The sequence below is a fragment of the Salmonella bongori NCTC 12419 genome (genome assembly GCF_000252995.1).
In the GTDB taxonomy this organism is placed as follows: Bacteria; Pseudomonadota; Gammaproteobacteria; order Enterobacterales; family Enterobacteriaceae; genus Salmonella; species Salmonella bongori.
Window position 1 is genome coordinate 1,893,092 of sequence record NC_015761.1, and the last position, 16,748, is coordinate 1,909,839.

At 52.7% G+C, this 16,748-nt stretch carries 16 protein-coding genes; 7 read left to right on the forward strand and 9 right to left on the reverse strand.

Features of this window, described 5'->3' with window-relative positions:
• Positions 1-2: 2 nt before the first annotated feature.
• From ruvA to aspS, 5 genes are all read right to left on the reverse strand, one after another.
• The gene (gene ruvA, locus SBG_RS08925; protein ID WP_000580340.1) at positions 3-614 is read right to left on the reverse strand and encodes a Holliday junction branch migration protein RuvA; all 612 of its coding nucleotides are present in this window, start codon (positions 612-614) and stop codon (positions 3-5) included.
• A gap of 80 nt (positions 615-694) precedes the next feature.
• Positions 695-1,216, reverse strand: coding sequence for a crossover junction endodeoxyribonuclease RuvC (gene ruvC, locus SBG_RS08930; RefSeq protein WP_000022514.1), 522 nt, complete (start codon positions 1,214-1,216; stop codon positions 695-697).
• A gap of 36 nt (positions 1,217-1,252) precedes the next feature.
• Positions 1,253-1,993, reverse strand: coding sequence for a YebC/PmpR family DNA-binding transcriptional regulator (locus SBG_RS08935; protein WP_000907238.1), 741 nt, complete (start codon positions 1,991-1,993; stop codon positions 1,253-1,255).
• A 27-nt stretch (positions 1,994-2,020) separates the two neighbouring features.
• Positions 2,021-2,473: a dihydroneopterin triphosphate diphosphatase gene (nudB, locus tag SBG_RS08940; RefSeq protein ID WP_000795078.1), complete on the reverse strand. Its 453-nt coding sequence runs from the start codon at positions 2,471-2,473 to the stop codon at positions 2,021-2,023.
• Positions 2,474-2,575: 102 nt separating this feature from the next.
• The gene (aspS, locus tag SBG_RS08945) at positions 2,576-4,348 is read right to left on the reverse strand and encodes an aspartate--tRNA ligase (RefSeq protein ID WP_001258693.1); all 1,773 of its coding nucleotides are present in this window, start codon (positions 4,346-4,348) and stop codon (positions 2,576-2,578) included.
• Between the two features lie 323 nt (positions 4,349-4,671).
• Here aspS and SBG_RS08950 point away from each other — a divergent pair, with 323 nt between their 5' ends.
• The 5 genes from SBG_RS08950 to cmoB are packed head-to-tail and all read left to right on the forward strand — an operon-like array spanning position 4,672 to position 8,251.
• On the forward strand, positions 4,672-5,238 hold the full coding sequence (locus tag SBG_RS08950) for a hydrolase (RefSeq protein WP_000916142.1): 567 nt from the start codon (positions 4,672-4,674) through the stop codon (positions 5,236-5,238).
• The gene (locus SBG_RS08955) at positions 5,235-6,053 is read left to right on the forward strand and encodes a DUF72 domain-containing protein (RefSeq protein WP_000639244.1); all 819 of its coding nucleotides are present in this window, start codon (positions 5,235-5,237) and stop codon (positions 6,051-6,053) included. The genes SBG_RS08950 and SBG_RS08955 overlap by 4 nt, the downstream gene beginning before the upstream one ends.
• Before the next feature lie 51 nt (positions 6,054-6,104).
• Positions 6,105-6,500: an MAPEG family protein gene (locus SBG_RS08960; protein ID WP_000252974.1), complete on the forward strand. Its 396-nt coding sequence runs from the start codon at positions 6,105-6,107 to the stop codon at positions 6,498-6,500.
• A gap of 39 nt (positions 6,501-6,539) precedes the next feature.
• The gene (gene cmoA / locus SBG_RS08965; RefSeq protein ID WP_000019580.1) at positions 6,540-7,283 is read left to right on the forward strand and encodes a carboxy-S-adenosyl-L-methionine synthase CmoA; all 744 of its coding nucleotides are present in this window, start codon (positions 6,540-6,542) and stop codon (positions 7,281-7,283) included.
• Positions 7,280-8,251 (forward strand): tRNA 5-methoxyuridine(34)/uridine 5-oxyacetic acid(34) synthase CmoB, encoded by a 972-nt coding sequence (cmoB, locus tag SBG_RS08970; protein WP_000569031.1) that lies wholly within the window; start codon positions 7,280-7,282, stop codon positions 8,249-8,251. The genes cmoA and cmoB overlap by 4 nt, the downstream gene beginning before the upstream one ends.
• A gap of 235 nt (positions 8,252-8,486) precedes the next feature.
• On the opposite strand, the gene cutC is transcribed toward cmoB, so the two are convergent.
• Complete coding sequence (cutC, locus tag SBG_RS08975) at positions 8,487-9,233, reverse strand: copper homeostasis protein CutC (protein ID WP_001185712.1); 747 nt, start codon at positions 9,231-9,233, stop codon at positions 8,487-8,489.
• A gap of 18 nt (positions 9,234-9,251) precedes the next feature.
• Positions 9,252-9,821, reverse strand: coding sequence for a VOC family protein (locus SBG_RS08980; RefSeq protein ID WP_000024791.1), 570 nt, complete (start codon positions 9,819-9,821; stop codon positions 9,252-9,254).
• Between the two features lie 236 nt (positions 9,822-10,057).
• On the opposite strand from SBG_RS08980, the gene argS reads away from it, so the two are divergent.
• Positions 10,058-11,791 (forward strand): arginine--tRNA ligase, encoded by a 1,734-nt coding sequence (gene argS / locus SBG_RS08985; protein WP_001025354.1) that lies wholly within the window; start codon positions 10,058-10,060, stop codon positions 11,789-11,791.
• A 188-nt stretch (positions 11,792-11,979) separates the two neighbouring features.
• The gene (mrdA, locus tag SBG_RS08990) at positions 11,980-13,857 is read left to right on the forward strand and encodes a penicillin-binding protein 2 (RefSeq protein WP_000142861.1); all 1,878 of its coding nucleotides are present in this window, start codon (positions 11,980-11,982) and stop codon (positions 13,855-13,857) included.
• 92 nt (positions 13,858-13,949) lie between these two features.
• Here mrdA and bglB read toward each other — a convergent pair whose 3' ends face one another.
• Together bglB and SBG_RS09000 are read right to left on the reverse strand one after the other, a co-directional pair.
• Positions 13,950-15,089: a beta-galactosidase BglB gene (gene bglB, locus SBG_RS08995; protein ID WP_000870415.1), complete on the reverse strand. Its 1,140-nt coding sequence runs from the start codon at positions 15,087-15,089 to the stop codon at positions 13,950-13,952.
• 4 nt (positions 15,090-15,093) lie between these two features.
• The gene (locus SBG_RS09000) at positions 15,094-16,677 is read right to left on the reverse strand and encodes an MFS transporter (RefSeq protein ID WP_000857550.1); all 1,584 of its coding nucleotides are present in this window, start codon (positions 16,675-16,677) and stop codon (positions 15,094-15,096) included.
• Between the last annotated feature and the right edge of the window lie 71 nt (positions 16,678-16,748).

Genomic DNA, 16,748 nt, shown 5'->3' on the forward strand with positions numbered 1-16,748 from the left:
CCTCATAACGCAGCGCGTAACGCGTCGCGAATCAGTGTTTCACTGCTGGCGTCCGGACGGGCGATTTTACTTATCATCCGGCTGGCTTCTTGTGGTTTATAACCCAGCGCCACCAGCGCAGCTACCGCTTCCTGCTCAGCGTCTTCCGTTACCGGACTGGCTGGCGATGCCAGTACCAGATCGGTCGCTGGCGTAAAGAGATCGCCATGCAGTCCCTTAAAGCGGTCTTTCATTTCGACAATCAACCGCTCAGCGGTTTTCTTGCCAATACCTGGCAGTTTCACCAGCGCCGCAGGATCTTCGCGCTCAACCGCGTTAACGAACTGCTGTGCCGACATGCCGGAAAGGATGGCTAATGCCAGCTTCGGTCCGACGCCGTTCGTCTTAATCAATTCTTTAAACAGGGTACGTTCCTGTTTGTTGTTGAAACCATAAAGCAACTGAGCATCTTCACGCACCACAAAATGGGTAAAGACGATGGTTTCCTGCCCCGCTTCCGGCAACTCATAAAAGCAGGTCATCGGCATATGCACTTCATAGCCGACGCCGCCCGCCTCCAGAAGTACCAGCGGAGGTTGTTTTTCGAGAATAATGCCTCTGAGTCTGCCTATCACATGACGCTCCTGCGTTGGGGCCGAAAAAATATAGCTGTATCATAAAAAAAGGCTGGATAGATATCCAGCCTCATTTGTTATTAACGTAACCTTCCGCGAGCCAGATTCAGTCGCGACTCGCTCATTTGCATCGCATTCTGGCTGACGTGGCAATGCGTAATGGCGATAGCCAGCGCATCTGCCGCATCCGCCTGCGGATTAGCTGGCAGTTTTAACAAGGTACGCACCATGTGTTGCACCTGGCTTTTTTCCGCGCTGCCAATACCAACGACAGTTTGCTTCACCTGACGCGCCGCGTATTCAAACACCGGCAATTCCTGATTGACCGCCGCCACAATCGCCACGCCGCGCGCCTGCCCCAGCTTTAGGGCCGAGTCGGCATTCTTCGCCATAAACACCTGTTCGATAGCAAAGTAGTCCGGCTGGAATTGCGTGATGATTTCCGTTACGCCTGCGTAGATGAGCTTCAGGCGAGACGGCAAATCATCAACTTTAGTACGAATACATCCACTGCCCAGATAGGTCAGTTGCCTGCCCACCTGGCGGATAACGCCATAACCGGTAACGCGCGAGCCGGGGTCAATACCAAGAATAATCGACACGCTATTCCCCCTGCCCACAGACGTTTAACAGCGCCATTACAGGGTCGCCGCCACCTCATCAGAGATCTCACCGTTATGGTAGACTTCCTGGACATCGTCGCAGTCTTCCAGCATATCGATCAGACGCAGTAGTTTCGGCGCGGTTTCCGCATCCATATCCGCTTTGGTTGACGGAATCATAGATACTTCTGCACTGTCCGCTTTCAGCCCTGCCGCTTCCAGCGCGTCACGCACTTTGCCCATCTCTTCCCAGGCAGTATAAACATCAATCGCGCCATCATCATAGGTTACAACGTCTTCCGCGCCAGCTTCCAGAGCCGCTTCCATGATGGTGTCTTCATCGCCTTTCTCAAAGGAGATGACGCCTTTTTTACTGAACAGATAAGCAACCGAGCCATCCGTACCCAGATTACCACCGCATTTGCTGAAAGCATGGCGGACTTCCGCTACGGTGCGGTTGCGGTTATCGCTCAAACACTCAATCATAATCGCCGTGCCGCCAGGACCGTAGCCTTCATAAATGATGGTTTCCATGTCCGCATCATCATCGCCGCCTACGCCACGCGCGATGGCGCGGTTCAGTGTGTCGCGGGTCATGTTATTGGCCAGCGCTTTATCCACGGCAGCGCGCAGGCGCGGGTTGGCATCCGGATCGCCGCCGCCCAGTTTAGCTGCCGTTACCAGTTCACGAATAATTTTAGTGAAGATTTTACCGCGCTTGGCATCCTGCGCAGCTTTACGATGTCTGGTGTTGGCCCATTTACTATGACCTGCCATAAATATTTCCTCAAAAAAGCGCGCCTTTCAGGCGACGTTAATGACAAACTCTTCAATCGCCTGGCGGTTACTCCAGGACTTGGTAAGCGCCGCCGCGGCAGGCGCATCAAGCCACTGGTAAGTCAGATGTTCAGTGAATATCACCCGACGTTCATGCGGTAACGCAAGACAGAACCACGATTCTGTATTGTGCGTAACGCCCGGCGCATAGCGATGACGTAAATGAGAAAAAATCTCAAAATCCACCGTACGTTGGCAGTCGATTAAGGTCAATTGCTCTGCCGCAATATCAATCGTGACCTCTTCTTTAACCTCACGCACAGCGGCCTGCAGCGCCGTTTCCCCCTCTTCTATACTGCCAGTCACCGACTGCCAGAAATCCGGGTCGTCGCGTCGCTGCAACATTAGCACCCGTTTCGTATCTTGCGCGTAGATAACCACCAGGACAGAAACGGGGCGCTTGTACACGTTATTCTTCACTCTGCCTCGCTATTGGCTGTTGAGTGACGCATCTCAGTCATGAGACTCGCCCTTACGGGCCACCGCGATACATTACGAATGGTGTCGTGTACAGAGTTCATATCAGTTATTCCCAGCCTTCTTCACCACCTGAATACCCAGTTCAGTCAACGCCGCCTGGTTGGCGAAACTCGGCGCCTCGGTCATCAGACACGCGGCAGCCGTTGTTTTCGGGAAGGCGATAACATCACGAATATTGTCGGTCCCCGTCAACAACATGGTCAAACGGTCCAGACCAAATGCCAGACCCGCGTGCGGTGGCGTACCGTATTTCAGCGCATCCAGCAGGAAGCCGAATTTTTCACGCTGCTCCTGCTCATTGATACCGAGAATACCAAATACGGTTTGTTGCATTTCACCGTTGTGAATACGCACCGAGCCGCCGCCCACTTCGTAGCCATTAATTACCATGTCATACGCGTTAGCAACCGCCTCTTCAGGCGCGGCTTTCAGTTCCGACGCCGTCATGTCGCGCGGAGCGGTAAACGGATGGTGCATTGCCGTCAGGCCGCCTTCACCATCGTCTTCGAACATTGGGAAGTCAATTACCCACAGTGGCGCCCATTTATCTTCGTCAGTCAGGCTCAGGTCTTTACCCAATTTCAGACGCAGCGCGCCCAGCGCATCGGCAACCACTTTTTTGTTATCGGCGCCGAAGAAGATCATATCGCCATCCTGCGCACCAGTACGCTCAAGAATCGCTTCCACGATTTCCGCCGTCAGGAACTTCGCCACCGGACTGTTGATTCCGTCCAGACCTTTCGCGCGCTCGTTAACTTTGATATATGCCAGCCCTTTCGCGCCGTAGATTTTAACAAAGCTGCCGTAATCGTCGATCTGCTTGCGGCTAAGCTGTGCACCGCCCGGTACACGCAGCGCAGCCACGCGGCCTTTCGGATCGTTTGCTGGGCCCGCGAAGACCGCGAATTCAACCGTTTTCAGCAGGTCAGCGACATCCACCAGTTCCATCGGGTTGCGCAGATCCGGTTTGTCGGAACCATAACGACGCTCCGCCTCTGCAAACGTCATCACCGGGAAATCGCCCAGATCCACGCCTTTCACTTCCAGCCACAGATGGCGTACTAACGCCTCCATCACTTCACGTACCTGCGGCGCAGTCATGAAAGAGGTCTCTACATCGATCTGGGTAAACTCAGGCTGACGGTCAGCACGTAAGTCTTCATCACGGAAGCATTTGACTATCTGATAATAGCGGTCGAAACCGGACATCATCAGCAACTGTTTGAACAGCTGAGGCGACTGCGGCAGCGCGTAGAATTTACCTTTATGAACACGTGAAGGCACCAGGTAGTCGCGCGCGCCTTCCGGCGTGGCTTTGGTCAGCATTGGCGTTTCGATATCAAGGAAACCGTGATCGTCCATAAAACGACGCACCAGACTGGTAATTTTAGCGCGGGTTTTCAGACGTTGCGCCATTTCCGGACGACGCAAATCCAGATAGCGGTATTTAAGACGCGCTTCTTCGGTGTTCACGTGGTTGGCATCAAGCGGCAGTGAGTCTGCGCGGTTGATAATAGAGAGAGAAGACGCCAGCACTTCAATTTCGCCGGTCGCCATATCCGCATTGACGTTTTTCTCGTCACGCGCACGCACGGTGCCCGTAACCTGGATGCAGAACTCATTACGCAGTTCGGAGGCCAGCTTTAACGCGTCCGCACGATCCGGATCGAAAAACACCTGCACAATACCTTCGCGGTCGCGCATATCGATAAAGATCAGGCTGCCAAGATCACGACGGCGGTTGACCCAACCACACAGAGTCACCTGCTGCCCCACGTGGGACAGACGTAGCTGTCCGCAATATTCTGTACGCATGAGATATCCCTTAACTTAGCCGCAGGCGGCTGTAGCCTGTCATGCAGGCGACGAAGTCGCAGCGTTAGCTGTATGTCACAACTGAATGAAAAAAGGCGGCTATTATACTGGAAATTCTGCCGCACGATAAGAGTCAATCCAGAATGGGGGCGACTACTTAGCCGTTTCATCCGGGATTAGCTCCGGGTTTATACTGACTGTACCCGGGTTTTTCACACGGGTATTGCGTATGCTCACAAAAATTAACAATATTTATCGCCGCTTTCCTCTTTAATCGCGATTAAGGTGTAACGAAATCAGCTATTTTTAGGAGAGTAATTATCATGTTGAAGCTCAACGCGGCAACAACTGCCCTTGTGGTGATTGATTTACAGGAGGGTATTCTGCCCTTTGCTGGTGGCCCTTATACGGCAAATGACGTGGTCACCCGCGCCGCGCGACTGGCGGAAAAGTGTCGAGCCAGCGGCTCGCCCGTGGTTATGGTACGCGTCGGATGGTCTGACGATTATGCCGAAGCGTTAAAACAGCCCGTGGATGCCGCAACGCCTGCGCAAGCGTTGCCGGAAAACTGGTGGACCTGGCCAACAGCGTTGGGTAAAAAGGACAGCGATCTGGAAGTGACTAAACGCCAGTGGGGCGCGTTTTACGGTACCGATCTGGAATTACAGCTTCGCCGCCGGGGTATCGACACCATCATATTGTGCGGGATTTCAACCAATATCGGCGTCGAATCCACAGCGCGTAACGCCTGGGAATTGGGATTCAATCTTATTATTGCCGAAGACGCCTGTAGCGCTGCCAGCAGTGAGCAGCATCAGGGCAGCATGACGCATATTTTCCCGCGCATTGGCCGGGTACGCCGCTTAGAGGATATTATAAACGCCTTATGATCTACATTGGCTTGCCGCAATGGTCACACCCAAAATGGGGGCGACTTGGCATCACCAGTCTGGAAGAGTATGCCCGCCACTTTAATTGTGTGGAGGGCAACACCACGCTGTACGCACTGCCGAAAGCGGAAATTGTCGATCGCTGGTATGCGCAAACTACGGACGATTTCCGTTTTTGCTTTAAATTTCCCGCCACCATTTCTCACCAGGCCGCACTACGTCACTGCGACGATCTGGTGCAGGAATTTTTTACCCGGCTGGCGCCGCTGGAAACGCGCATTGGCCAATACTGGCTGCAGTTGCCCGCCGCCTTTGGACCGCGCGATTTGCCTGCCTTATGGCAGTTTCTTGAGGCGCTCCCCGCCACGTTTACCTATGGGGTGGAGGTTCGCCACCCACTATTTTTCAACAAAGGCGAGGATGAACAACGGCTCAATCGCGGGTTACATGAACGTGGCATAAACCGAGTGATCCTGGATAGTCGTCCGGTACATGCCGCTCACCCGCATAACGAGGCCGTCCGCGACGCGCAGCGGAAAAAGCCCAAAGTCCCGGTACATGCGGTTGTGACGGCCAGCCATCCGATGGTGCGTTTCATCGGTAGTGATAATATGGCGCAAAGCCGTGAGTTTTTCGCCGCCTGGTTGCAGAAGCTCCCACAGTGGCGGCAGACCACCACGCCGTTTCTGTTTTTACATACCCCGGATATTGCGCAGGCACCGGAACTGGTAAACACGCTTTGGCATGATTTGCGCAACGCCTTACCGGAAATCGGCGCTGCTCCGTCCATTCCACAGCAATCTTCTCTTTTCTGAAAATGCCCCCTATCATAGACAGTGCCATCAGCCATTTTAAAGGGAGTTTGTATGGTAAGCGCGCTGTATGCCGTTTTGGGTGCGTTATTGTTAATGAAGTTCTCTTTTAATGTTGTTCGCTTGCGAATGCAATACCGTGTCGCCTATGGCGACGGCGGTTTTAGCGAACTTCAAAGCGCAATCCGTATTCATGGTAATGCGGTAGAATATATACCTGTCGCGCTGGTGCTGCTGCTGTTTATGGAAATGAACGGCGCCGAAACATGGATGGTACATATCTGCGGCATCATTTTAATCGCCGGTCGGCTGATGCATTATTACGGCTTCCACCATCGTCTGTTTCGCTGGCGACGAGCAGGGATGAACGCCACCTGGTGCGCCTTGTTGCTGATGGTGCTGGCTAACCTTTGGTATATGCCCTGGGAGTTGGTTTTCTCTCTGTATTAGCGCACAATACGCGCCTTTCTTTTTCCGGATTTATACGTTATGTCTCACCGCGACACGCTTTTTTCCGCGCCTATCGCCCATCTCGGCGACTGGACTTTTGATGAACGAGTAGCCGAAGTTTTCCCCGACATGATCCAACGTTCGGTGCCGGGCTATTCTACTATCATTTCGATGATCGGCATGTTGGCCGAACGTTTTGTGCAGCCGGGCACGCAGGTCTACGATCTGGGTTGCTCGCTGGGCGCTGCAACGCTGTCGGTTCGTCGTAATATCCGTCATGATCATTGTCGGATTATTGCCGTGGACAATTCCCCGGCCATGATTGAACGCTGTCGACGCCATATTAATGCGTATAAAGCGCCGACGCCGGTCGAGGTCGTTGAAGGCGATATCCGCGATATCACCATTGAGAACGCCTCGATGGTGGTGCTGAATTTTACCCTGCAATTCCTTGAACCTGCCGAACGCCAGGCATTGCTGGATAAGATTTACCAGGGGTTAAATCCCGGCGGCGCGTTGGTACTATCGGAAAAATTCAGCTTTGAAGACACCAAAGTGGGCGAGCTGTTATTCAACATGCACCACGACTTTAAACGTGCGAATGGGTACAGCGAACTGGAGATCAGCCAGAAGCGCAGTATGCTGGAAAACGTCATGCTCACCGACTCGGTTGAAACGCATAAAGCGCGCCTGCGTAAGGCGGGTTTCGAACACAGTGAGCTGTGGTTCCAGTGCTTTAATTTCGGTTCGCTTGTTGCGTTAAAAGCTGGAGTTGCCGCATGATCGAGTTTGGTAACTTTTATCAGCTCATTGCCAAAAATCATCTTTCCCACTGGCTGGAAACGTTGCCTGCGCAAATTGCCGCCTGGCAACGCGAGCAACAGCATGGCTTGTTTAAACAGTGGTCGAACGCCGTTGAATTTCTACCTGAACTCACCCCCTGGCGTCTGGATTTACTGCACAGCGTCACGGCGGAAAGCGAAACGCCGCTCAGCGAGGGTCAGCTAAAGCGCATGGATACGTTACTGCGTAATCTGATGCCGTGGCGTAAAGGCCCGTTCTCGCTGTATGGCGTGAATATTGACACCGAATGGCGTTCCGACTGGAAGTGGGATCGCGTACTACCGCATCTGTCAGATTTAACTGGCCGGACGATCCTTGATGTTGGTTGCGGCAGCGGCTATCACTTGTGGCGAATGATTGGCGCAGGCGCGCATCTGGCGGTAGGCATCGACCCTACACAACTTTTCCTCTGCCAGTTTGAGGCAGTACGCAAACTGTTGGGTAATGATCAGCGCGCGCACCTGCTGCCGTTGGGTATTGAACAACTCCCGGCGCTAAAAGCGTTTGATACGGTCTTTTCAATGGGGGTGCTTTATCATCGACGCTCACCGCTGGAGCATCTGTGGCAGTTAAAAGATCAGTTGGTCAACGAGGGTGAGCTGGTGCTCGAAACGCTGGTCGTTGACGGTGATGAAAATACCGTACTGGTCCCCGGCGATCGTTATGCCCGGATGCGTAACGTCTATTTTATCCCTTCCGCGCCAGCGTTAAAAAAATGGCTGGAGAAATGCGGTTTTATTGATGTGCGTATTGCTGACGTTTGCGTCACCACCACCGAAGAGCAGCGTCGCACCGAATGGATGGTGACCGAATCGCTGGCCGATTTTCTCAACCCGAACGATCGCAGCAAGACGGTGGAAGGCTATCCCGCCCCGCAGCGCGCGGTGCTGATTGCGCGTAAACCGTGATGGATTGCCGAATGACCGTTACGTATAGCACCGTTTCTCCAAAATAGTTCAAGTTGCAGCAAGGCGGCAACGCAGCAAATCCCCGGGAGCGTAGATCACTACGTGACCGGGGTGCGCGAGGCGGCCAACGCTGCTGTGGCTTGAAATATGAAGGAGAAAAAAAGGCCCCTGTTGAATTGGCAGGGGCCTGGTACGAGCAAGCATCATATTGGGCGACATGATGCAACGGTAAAAATCATTTGGCCTGATGGCGAACAATGATTCCTTTCATTTCAGCGACCGCTGCACCCTCTACCGCATAGCGGGAATACTCATCAGCCTGCCCATCGGCAGACATTGATAACCCCTGATTGCGATAGCGCATCGGCGAAGCCAGTAAGACTCCGGCGGAACTGTGTACTTCCCGTACTCCGGCATCGAGGAACTTCTGCAGGTTATTTGCGCGAACCCCCGCACCAGCCATAATGATTGGAGCATCTCCCTGTGCAATAAGTTCCATAATTATTGATAAACCTTGCGCCGCATCGGCTTTTTGCCCGGAAGTGAGCACTCTTGCTACGCCTGCGTCAGCCAGATTCTTTAGCGCATTGAAGGGATTAGCGCACATATCAAAGGCGCGGTGGAAAGTCACCGCCAGCGGTCCGGCTACCGCCATTATTTTTTCCATCCGCGGCATATCGACATCGCCATCGACAGTCAGCACGCCGGTCACTAATCCGGGAAACCCCAGTTCCCTGACAAGACGGATATCCTCCAGCATGGCGGCAAATTCGCCGTCGCTGTAATAAAAATCTCCGCCGCGAGGACGAATAATCGGATGTACAGGAATCGCAATATGCTCGCACACGCTGCGTAATACGCCCAGCGAAGGCGTCAGTCCCCCTTCTTTTGGCGCAGCACACAATTCGATACGATCCGCGCCGTTTTGCTGCGCGGTGAGTGCGCACTCCATGCTATAACAACAGATCTCAAGTAACGCCATATTCACTCCTGTCGGCAATTAGTGCGCTGCCTGTTCGCTGGCGACAATCGCTTCTATCGACCACGGATGAAATTTTACTGTGACCCGGCCATCGGTTACGGCCAGCGTCGGGTTTGGCAAACGTTCATGCTCACCTTGCGGCGCGCTGGTTTTAACCACGATCCCCGGCTGACTAAGCCCTTCATCCGACAGCAGCGCCAGGGCCCTTGCATTCAGCGTCTCTGGCTCGCCGGGCAGTACGATTTCAATATGCTCCCACCCTTCGTGCGGATAACGTTTTTCTCCCGGCCACGGTAATTCAATGACAGAAAACCGCCAGTGTTCCACACCTACAGGTTCATGCAGTTTAAACAGACAAATCGGTCTGCCGTTGATGATATTTTCCGACAGTAGCTCGCCACACTGTTCAAAACCGCGACGCCAGCGCTCCGCCGTTGTATTCTGGTGACAGCGCAATGAAATGTGATCGGCCTCAAGGCCACGAATCTCCAGACCGAGGCGAGTGGAAAGTTCTCTGAACGCCAGTGTGAATCGCGGTAAATCTGCGGAAATATCATGCAGTTCGTCAATGTGTTGCCAGTTCGCCATATCAGGACGCTCTTCTTGCTGTGAAAACCGCTAATTTACGCTGTTGCGTCCCGTCAACCAACCTTTGATTTGATTGGGCGTTTATTGAATGCTTATGCAAATTACTGTTGCGTATATTTCAGGCGACGCGCCGCGTGCGCAATGCTGACGCCAACGGGCATTTGCAGTATACTCCCGCCCTAATTCTTAAACTGGCGCGGGCAATACAGCCCGCTTCATAAACGTAAGGTATTCCGGTGAATATTCAGGCTCTTCTCTCAGAAAAAGTTAGTCAGGCCATGATTGCTGCAGGCGCGCCTGCAGATTGCGAGCCCCAGGTTCGTCAGTCAGCCAAAGTTCAGTTCGGCGACTATCAGGCCAACGGCATGATGGCAGTTGCGAAAAAACTGGGTATGGCCCCCCGACAACTTGCAGAGCAGGTGCTGACTCATCTGGATCTCAGCGGCATCGCCAGCAAGGTTGAAATCGCCGGCCCTGGCTTTATCAATATTTTCCTCGAACCGGCTTTTCTCGCTGAACACGTGCAACAGGCGCTGGCCTCCGATCGTCTGGGCATTTCTCAGCCGACTCGCCAGACGATTGTTGTCGACTATTCCGCGCCCAACGTCGCGAAAGAGATGCATGTCGGTCATCTGCGCTCCACGATTATTGGCGATGCGGCAGTACGCACGCTGGAGTTTCTGGGCCATCATGTTATTCGCGCTAACCACGTCGGTGACTGGGGTACCCAGTTCGGTATGCTTATCGCCTGGCTGGAAAAACAGCAGCAGGAAAACGCAGGCGACATGGCGCTGGCCGATCTTGAAGGCTTTTACCGCGATGCGAAAAAGCACTATGACGAAGATGAAGCGTTTGCCGAGCGCGCGCGTAACTACGTCGTCAAATTGCAGAGCGGTGATGCCTATTTCCGTGAGATGTGGCGTAAGCTGGTTGATATCACGATGACGCAAAACCAGATCACCTATGATCGCCTGAACGTCACTCTGACGCGTGACGATGTGATGGGTGAAAGTCTGTATAATCCGATGCTGCCGGGCATCGTCGCCGATCTGAAGGCCAAAGGTCTGGCGGTGGAAAGCGAAGGCGCAACGGTGGTTTTCCTTGATGAGTTTAAAAACAAGGAAGGCGATCCGATGGGCGTCATCATTCAGAAGAAAGATGGCGGTTATCTGTATACCACTACCGATATCGCCTGCGCCAAATACCGTTATGAAACGCTGCACGCTGACCGTGTGCTTTATTACATTGACTCCCGCCAGCATCAGCACCTGATGCAGGCCTGGACCATTGTGCGTAAAGCCGGTTATGTACCGGATTCCGTTCCGCTGGAACATCACATGTTCGGCATGATGTTGGGTAAAGACGGTAAACCGTTTAAAACTCGCGCGGGCGGTACGGTGAAACTGGCGGACCTGCTGGATGAGGCGCTGGAACGCGCACGTCGTCTGGTGGCGGAAAAGAATCCGGATATGCCGGCTGACGAGCTGGAAAAACTGGCTAACGCGGTGGGTATCGGCGCGGTGAAATACGCCGATCTGTCAAAAAATCGCACCACCGACTATATCTTTGACTGGGATAATATGCTGGCTTTCGAAGGCAATACCGCACCTTATATGCAGTATGCCTATACGCGTGTGCTGTCTGTATTCCGTAAGGCGGACATCGACGAGCAGGCGCTGGCGAGCGCGCCGGTTATCATCAGCGAAGATCGTGAAGCACAACTGGCTGCCCGTCTGCTGCAGTTTGAGGAGACTCTGACAGTGGTTGCGCGTGAAGGTACGCCACATGTCATGTGTGCCTATCTGTATGACGTGGCTGGGCTGTTCTCCGGCTTCTACGAGCATTGCCCAATACTCAGCGCTGAGAATGACGCAGTACGTAACAGTCGTCTGAAGCTGGCGCAGCTGACCGCGAAAACGTTGAAACTGGGTCTGGATACGTTGGGTATCGAAACCGTAGAACGCATGTAAACGACGCACCGCTTACAGCCTCAGGCCTGACGCCGGATAACGGACTCAGGCCTTTTTATTGCCACTGCGGTATATCTGTAACAAATCACAAGGAATGACACATTTCTATAGAGAGATGGAACATCTTTTATCTGTGCAGGCGCTGACCGCCCCGTATCATTAGGCGGCAGATTGTTCAGGTACAGGTAATGACTTTTAAAGACTTTGATGCGGAAGAGAAGCTCTTCCTGAGACGTGTGATTGTGGCATTTGGCGTAGTGGTTGTCTGCTTCGGTATCCTGATCTTCAATCTCTATAACTTGCAAATCCGCCAGCATCACTACTACACCACTCGTTCGAATGAGAACGATATAAAGATGCTACCCGTCGCGCCAACGCGCGGCATCATTTATGATCGTAACGGTATTCCCCTGGTGCGTAACGTGACCTGGTATGATATTGCGGTTACGCCCTATAAAATCGCCGATATGGATGCGCTGCTAAAGCAACTCACTCCTATCGTTGATCTCTCTCCCGATGATATCGCCGATTTCCGCCATGCTCTGAAATCAAGCAGTCGTTATCGTCCAGTCGTGCTCAAAAACGCGCTGACGGATGTCGAAATTGCGCGTTTTGCAGTCAATCAATTCCATTTCAACGGCGTTACGATAAATAGCTATCAGGACCGACAATATCCTTACGGTGCCGAACTGGCGCATGTTCTTGGTTATGTGTCAAAGATAAACGATAGCGATCTTAAGGCGCTGGATAAAAAAGGACTGGCGGAGAACTACGCAGCAGACCATAACATCGGTAAGCAGGGAATTGAGCGCTACTACGAGAACGACCTTCACGGTAAAACTGGCTACCAGGAGGTCGAGGTGGATAATCACGGGCGTATTGTCCGCCTGCTGAAAGACGTTCCCCCGATTGCCGGTAAGAACATTCACCTGACGTTGGATCTCCATTTACAAGAGTACATTGAAAGTTTGCTGGCCGGGCAGCGCGCTGCCGTACTGGTTGAAGATCCGCACGATGGTTCCGTGCTGGCGATGGTATCTATGCCCAGCTACGACCCGAACCCCTTTGTAAAAGGCATTAGCTACCAGGATTACGGCAAACTGCTGCACGATAAAAATCTGCCACTCATCAACCGCGTTACGCAAGGGCTTTATCCTCCGGCGTCAACGGTGAAACCTTACATGGCGATGTCCGCCCTGTTAAGCGGGATTATTACGCCGCAAACAACCTTCTTTGGCGCACCAACCTGGACGCTTCCCGGCACACAGCGACATTACCGGGACTGGAAAAAAACCGGCCACGGTATGCTGGACGTGACTAAAGCGATCGAGGAGTCGGCAGATACCTTTTTCTATCAAGTCGCTTATATGATGGGAATTGACCGCATCGACACGATGCTGTCTCAGTTCGGTTATGGCAAACCGACAGGCATCGACCTTAATGAAGAGTATGACGGGTTGCTTCCCGGCCGGGCATGGAAGCAGCGGGTTCATAAAAAAGCCTGGTATCAGGGTGATACCATCTCTGTCGGTATCGGCCAGGGTTACTGGATTGCCACCCCTATCCAGATGGTAAAAGCAATGGTGGCGCTTATCAATAACGGAAAGGTGATCGCTCCTCACCTGTTGCTCAATGAAGAGAGCGGTAAAACGGTAGTGCCGTATCGTCCTTCAGGGAAATCGCTACAGATAGCCGATCCCGCTTCGCCATACTGGGGGCTGGTGCGTCAGGCGATGTATGGCATGGCGAATGCGCCAAACGGTACGGGCTATAAATTCTTTCATACTGCGCCCTACGGTATTGCGGCGAAAAGCGGCACATCACAGGTCTTTAGTCTGAAAGAAAATCAGACCTATAATGCGAAAATGATCCCTATTCGCCTGCGCGATCATGTGTTTTATACCGCTTTTGCACCGTATAAAAATCCGAAGGTCGCTATCGCCCTGATTCTGGAAAACGGCGGGAGCGATGGCGTTACCGCCGCGCCTGTAATGCGAAAAATCCTTGATCATCTCTTTGACCCGCAAGCTGATACCCTGCAGCCGGATCAAGCCCCGCAGGTCTGATAAACGAAGCGCCATCTGGCAAGAGTACAGCCGGATGGCGGCGTAACGCCTTATCCGGGCTGCACGGGTATCTACAGGAATAGCCGCATAAATCAGAAATAGTTACGCAGATATTCAGTCAGGCAGAGTATTGCCATCGCCTGTCCGTAAGGCATAGACGTCAGCGGGATATGACGATAAAAATCGAGATCATGGCCCATCCCCGTACCAAATGAAGTTTGCAGCAGTTCGCCTTCTGGCGAGATATGCTGAACAATGCCCCGAAGAGCGTTTTCCGCCACTACCGCATAGTGACGATCAACATAGCGCTTGCGCACCGCTTTAAGAATGCCGTAGGTAAAACCTGCCGTTGCAGAAGCCTCAAGATACGAATGTGGATCATCAAGCAGCGTATGCCACAAACCGCTTTCATCCTGGCAATGCGCCAGCGCGGCAACCTGTGCATTTAGCACCTGAACCAGGTAACGACGCACCGCGCTACTTTCCGGCAGGTCCAGCAGTTCCAGAAAGTCCGGGATCACAATGGTCAGCCAACTGTTTCCGCGCGCCCAGCGCGCATTAGCGAAGTTATGATGCCCCTCGTAGCTCCAGCCGTGGAACCAAAGTCCCGTCTCTTTATCCATCAGATTTTGCACATGCAACAGGAATTGGTAGGTAGCCTCTTCCACATATTCCGCCCGGTTCAACAGCTTACCGATTTTCGCCAGCGGCAGAACCGTCATCATTAGCGTATCGTCCCACATCTGCTGATGGTTTTCCTCCGCCAGCGTGATATGTTGCATCCCGCCGTGGTCAGTACGGGGCATTTCATTCATCGCCCATTCGGCCCATGTTTCCAGCCACGGTAAATACGCTGGGTTACGCGTCTCTTCATAGCGGTACGCCAGCGTTAAAAACGGCGCCATCGTATTAACGTTTTTTGTCGTCGCACCTTCCGCAAAACGATCGGCAAACCAGTCATCAATAATTTTACGCATCGTCTGGTCGCCGGTCTGTTGGTAATATTGATACATACCGTACAGACCTACGCCGTGCGTCCACTCCCAACCAGCCCAGCCTTTAGTATCGATCACGCGTCCGTCGTCCAGTCGTAGCAAAAATTCGCCCGTTTCATCTTTAATCTTCACCAGGTTATGTGTCACCTTTTGAATCAGGGCCTTTAGTTCATCCCTGGCGATAAAATGCTCGGGTTGACGCAATAACGGACTGTGTTTGACTGGATAAACCTTCATTTACTTAACCTCTGTTCAGTGTCGAATTCAGCACAGCGGGTAATGTTGCTCCCGGTGCAGCGGGTTTATTACGATTCAGATAACCAATATTGTTGTTACCCCAAAGCGATTCATAAGGCAGACCTGCCAGCATCTCGACCACGGCACGCGCCTGCGGTGTAATGTTTTCCGGCGTCGTACAACCCGACTCGCGCATTTTGGCCGTCTCTTCGCGTAAAATACGGTGGGTGTGCAAATTCAGTCTGAAGCGCAGGGAAATAAGGAAGCCAAAGGCAAGCACAACCAGCGTGCCGCAGCTTAAAATCAGCAGAATGGTGTGGCTCACGGCGGCGGGTTGCATACTCTGGCCAGAAACGAAACCGGAAAGCTGCATCACAATTCCGACCACCATAACAGCACCAGCCTGTGAAGCTTTGCGGGTTAACGTCATAATCCCGGCGAAAATGCCTTCACGACGCTGGCTGGTAATGACCTCATCGACATCCGCAATATAGGTGTAAGTGTTCCACGGTACGTAGTTAATGCCGCCACGTCCCAGTCCGGCGCACGCGGAGACCAATAATAATAACGCATAGACATCGCTCAACCCGGCGTAGTACAACACGGCATAAGAAAGAGAACTCAGGCCGAACAGGACGACAACCATCCGGTAAGATGGCGCGGGCCCAAAGCGAATGCAAAGCGGGATCATTGCAATAACTGCGATGAACTGGAATGTCGCCATGGTGCCCAGTAAATTCGAGGCGACGGAAGCATCCTGCATCAGCACAAAAACAACGTACCAGGTAAAAACGGCATTGAATACGTCCTGAGCAATATACCCTCCCAGATACATCCCCAGATGCTGACGGAAAATCCTGATACGCAGCGTAGAAGTGAGCTCAACGACCAGGCGGCGTATGCTCTGGGTAAAGGTCAGGCTTTTCCTCTCATCTTCGGCGCGCAACGCGGCTTCCGTCCAGGCTTCCCGCGGGCGCTCCCAGGTAAAACACCAGACAAAAATCAACATTAATGCGCACAACACGGAAAAAACCAGGCTGGCATAGAAGAAAGAGACCGGGTTACCTTTACCAAACGCTGTCAGCAGAACGCCTGGCAGAAATGACGCCAGAATAGCGGACATTTGCGCCATTGAAATACGTGCGCCTGAAAACCGGGTCTTCTGTTTGAAATCATCGGTCATTTCCGGCACCAGCGTCTCATAAGGCACCAGAATCATGGTATAAACCACATCAAACAGCAGATACGTTAACAGGTAATACCAGAATCCCATACCGCTAAGCCACATTAATGAATAGCTGAATACACATGGAATTCCCAGTAAAATAAAAAACTTACGTCGCCCGAAGCGCTTACCCAACCAGGTTGAGCCAAAGTTGTCCGTTAAAAAACCCATCAGCGGGCTGACAACCGCATCCAGCACCCTGGCAGTGGCGAAAATAAAGGTGGCTTCAATCGGCGTAAGGCCACAAAACGTCGTATAAAAATAGAGTAGCCATGCGGCGGTTAATGCCGTCGTCCCCGCCCCTAAAAAGTCGCCAGAACCATAGGCAAAATAGTTAATTAAACCAATCTTACGTGTTTTCATTGCTGCTAACCCTGCAGATAATGGGGGGACTCCCGGTATCCGGATTCAGGGAGCCATTACACGGCTACAGT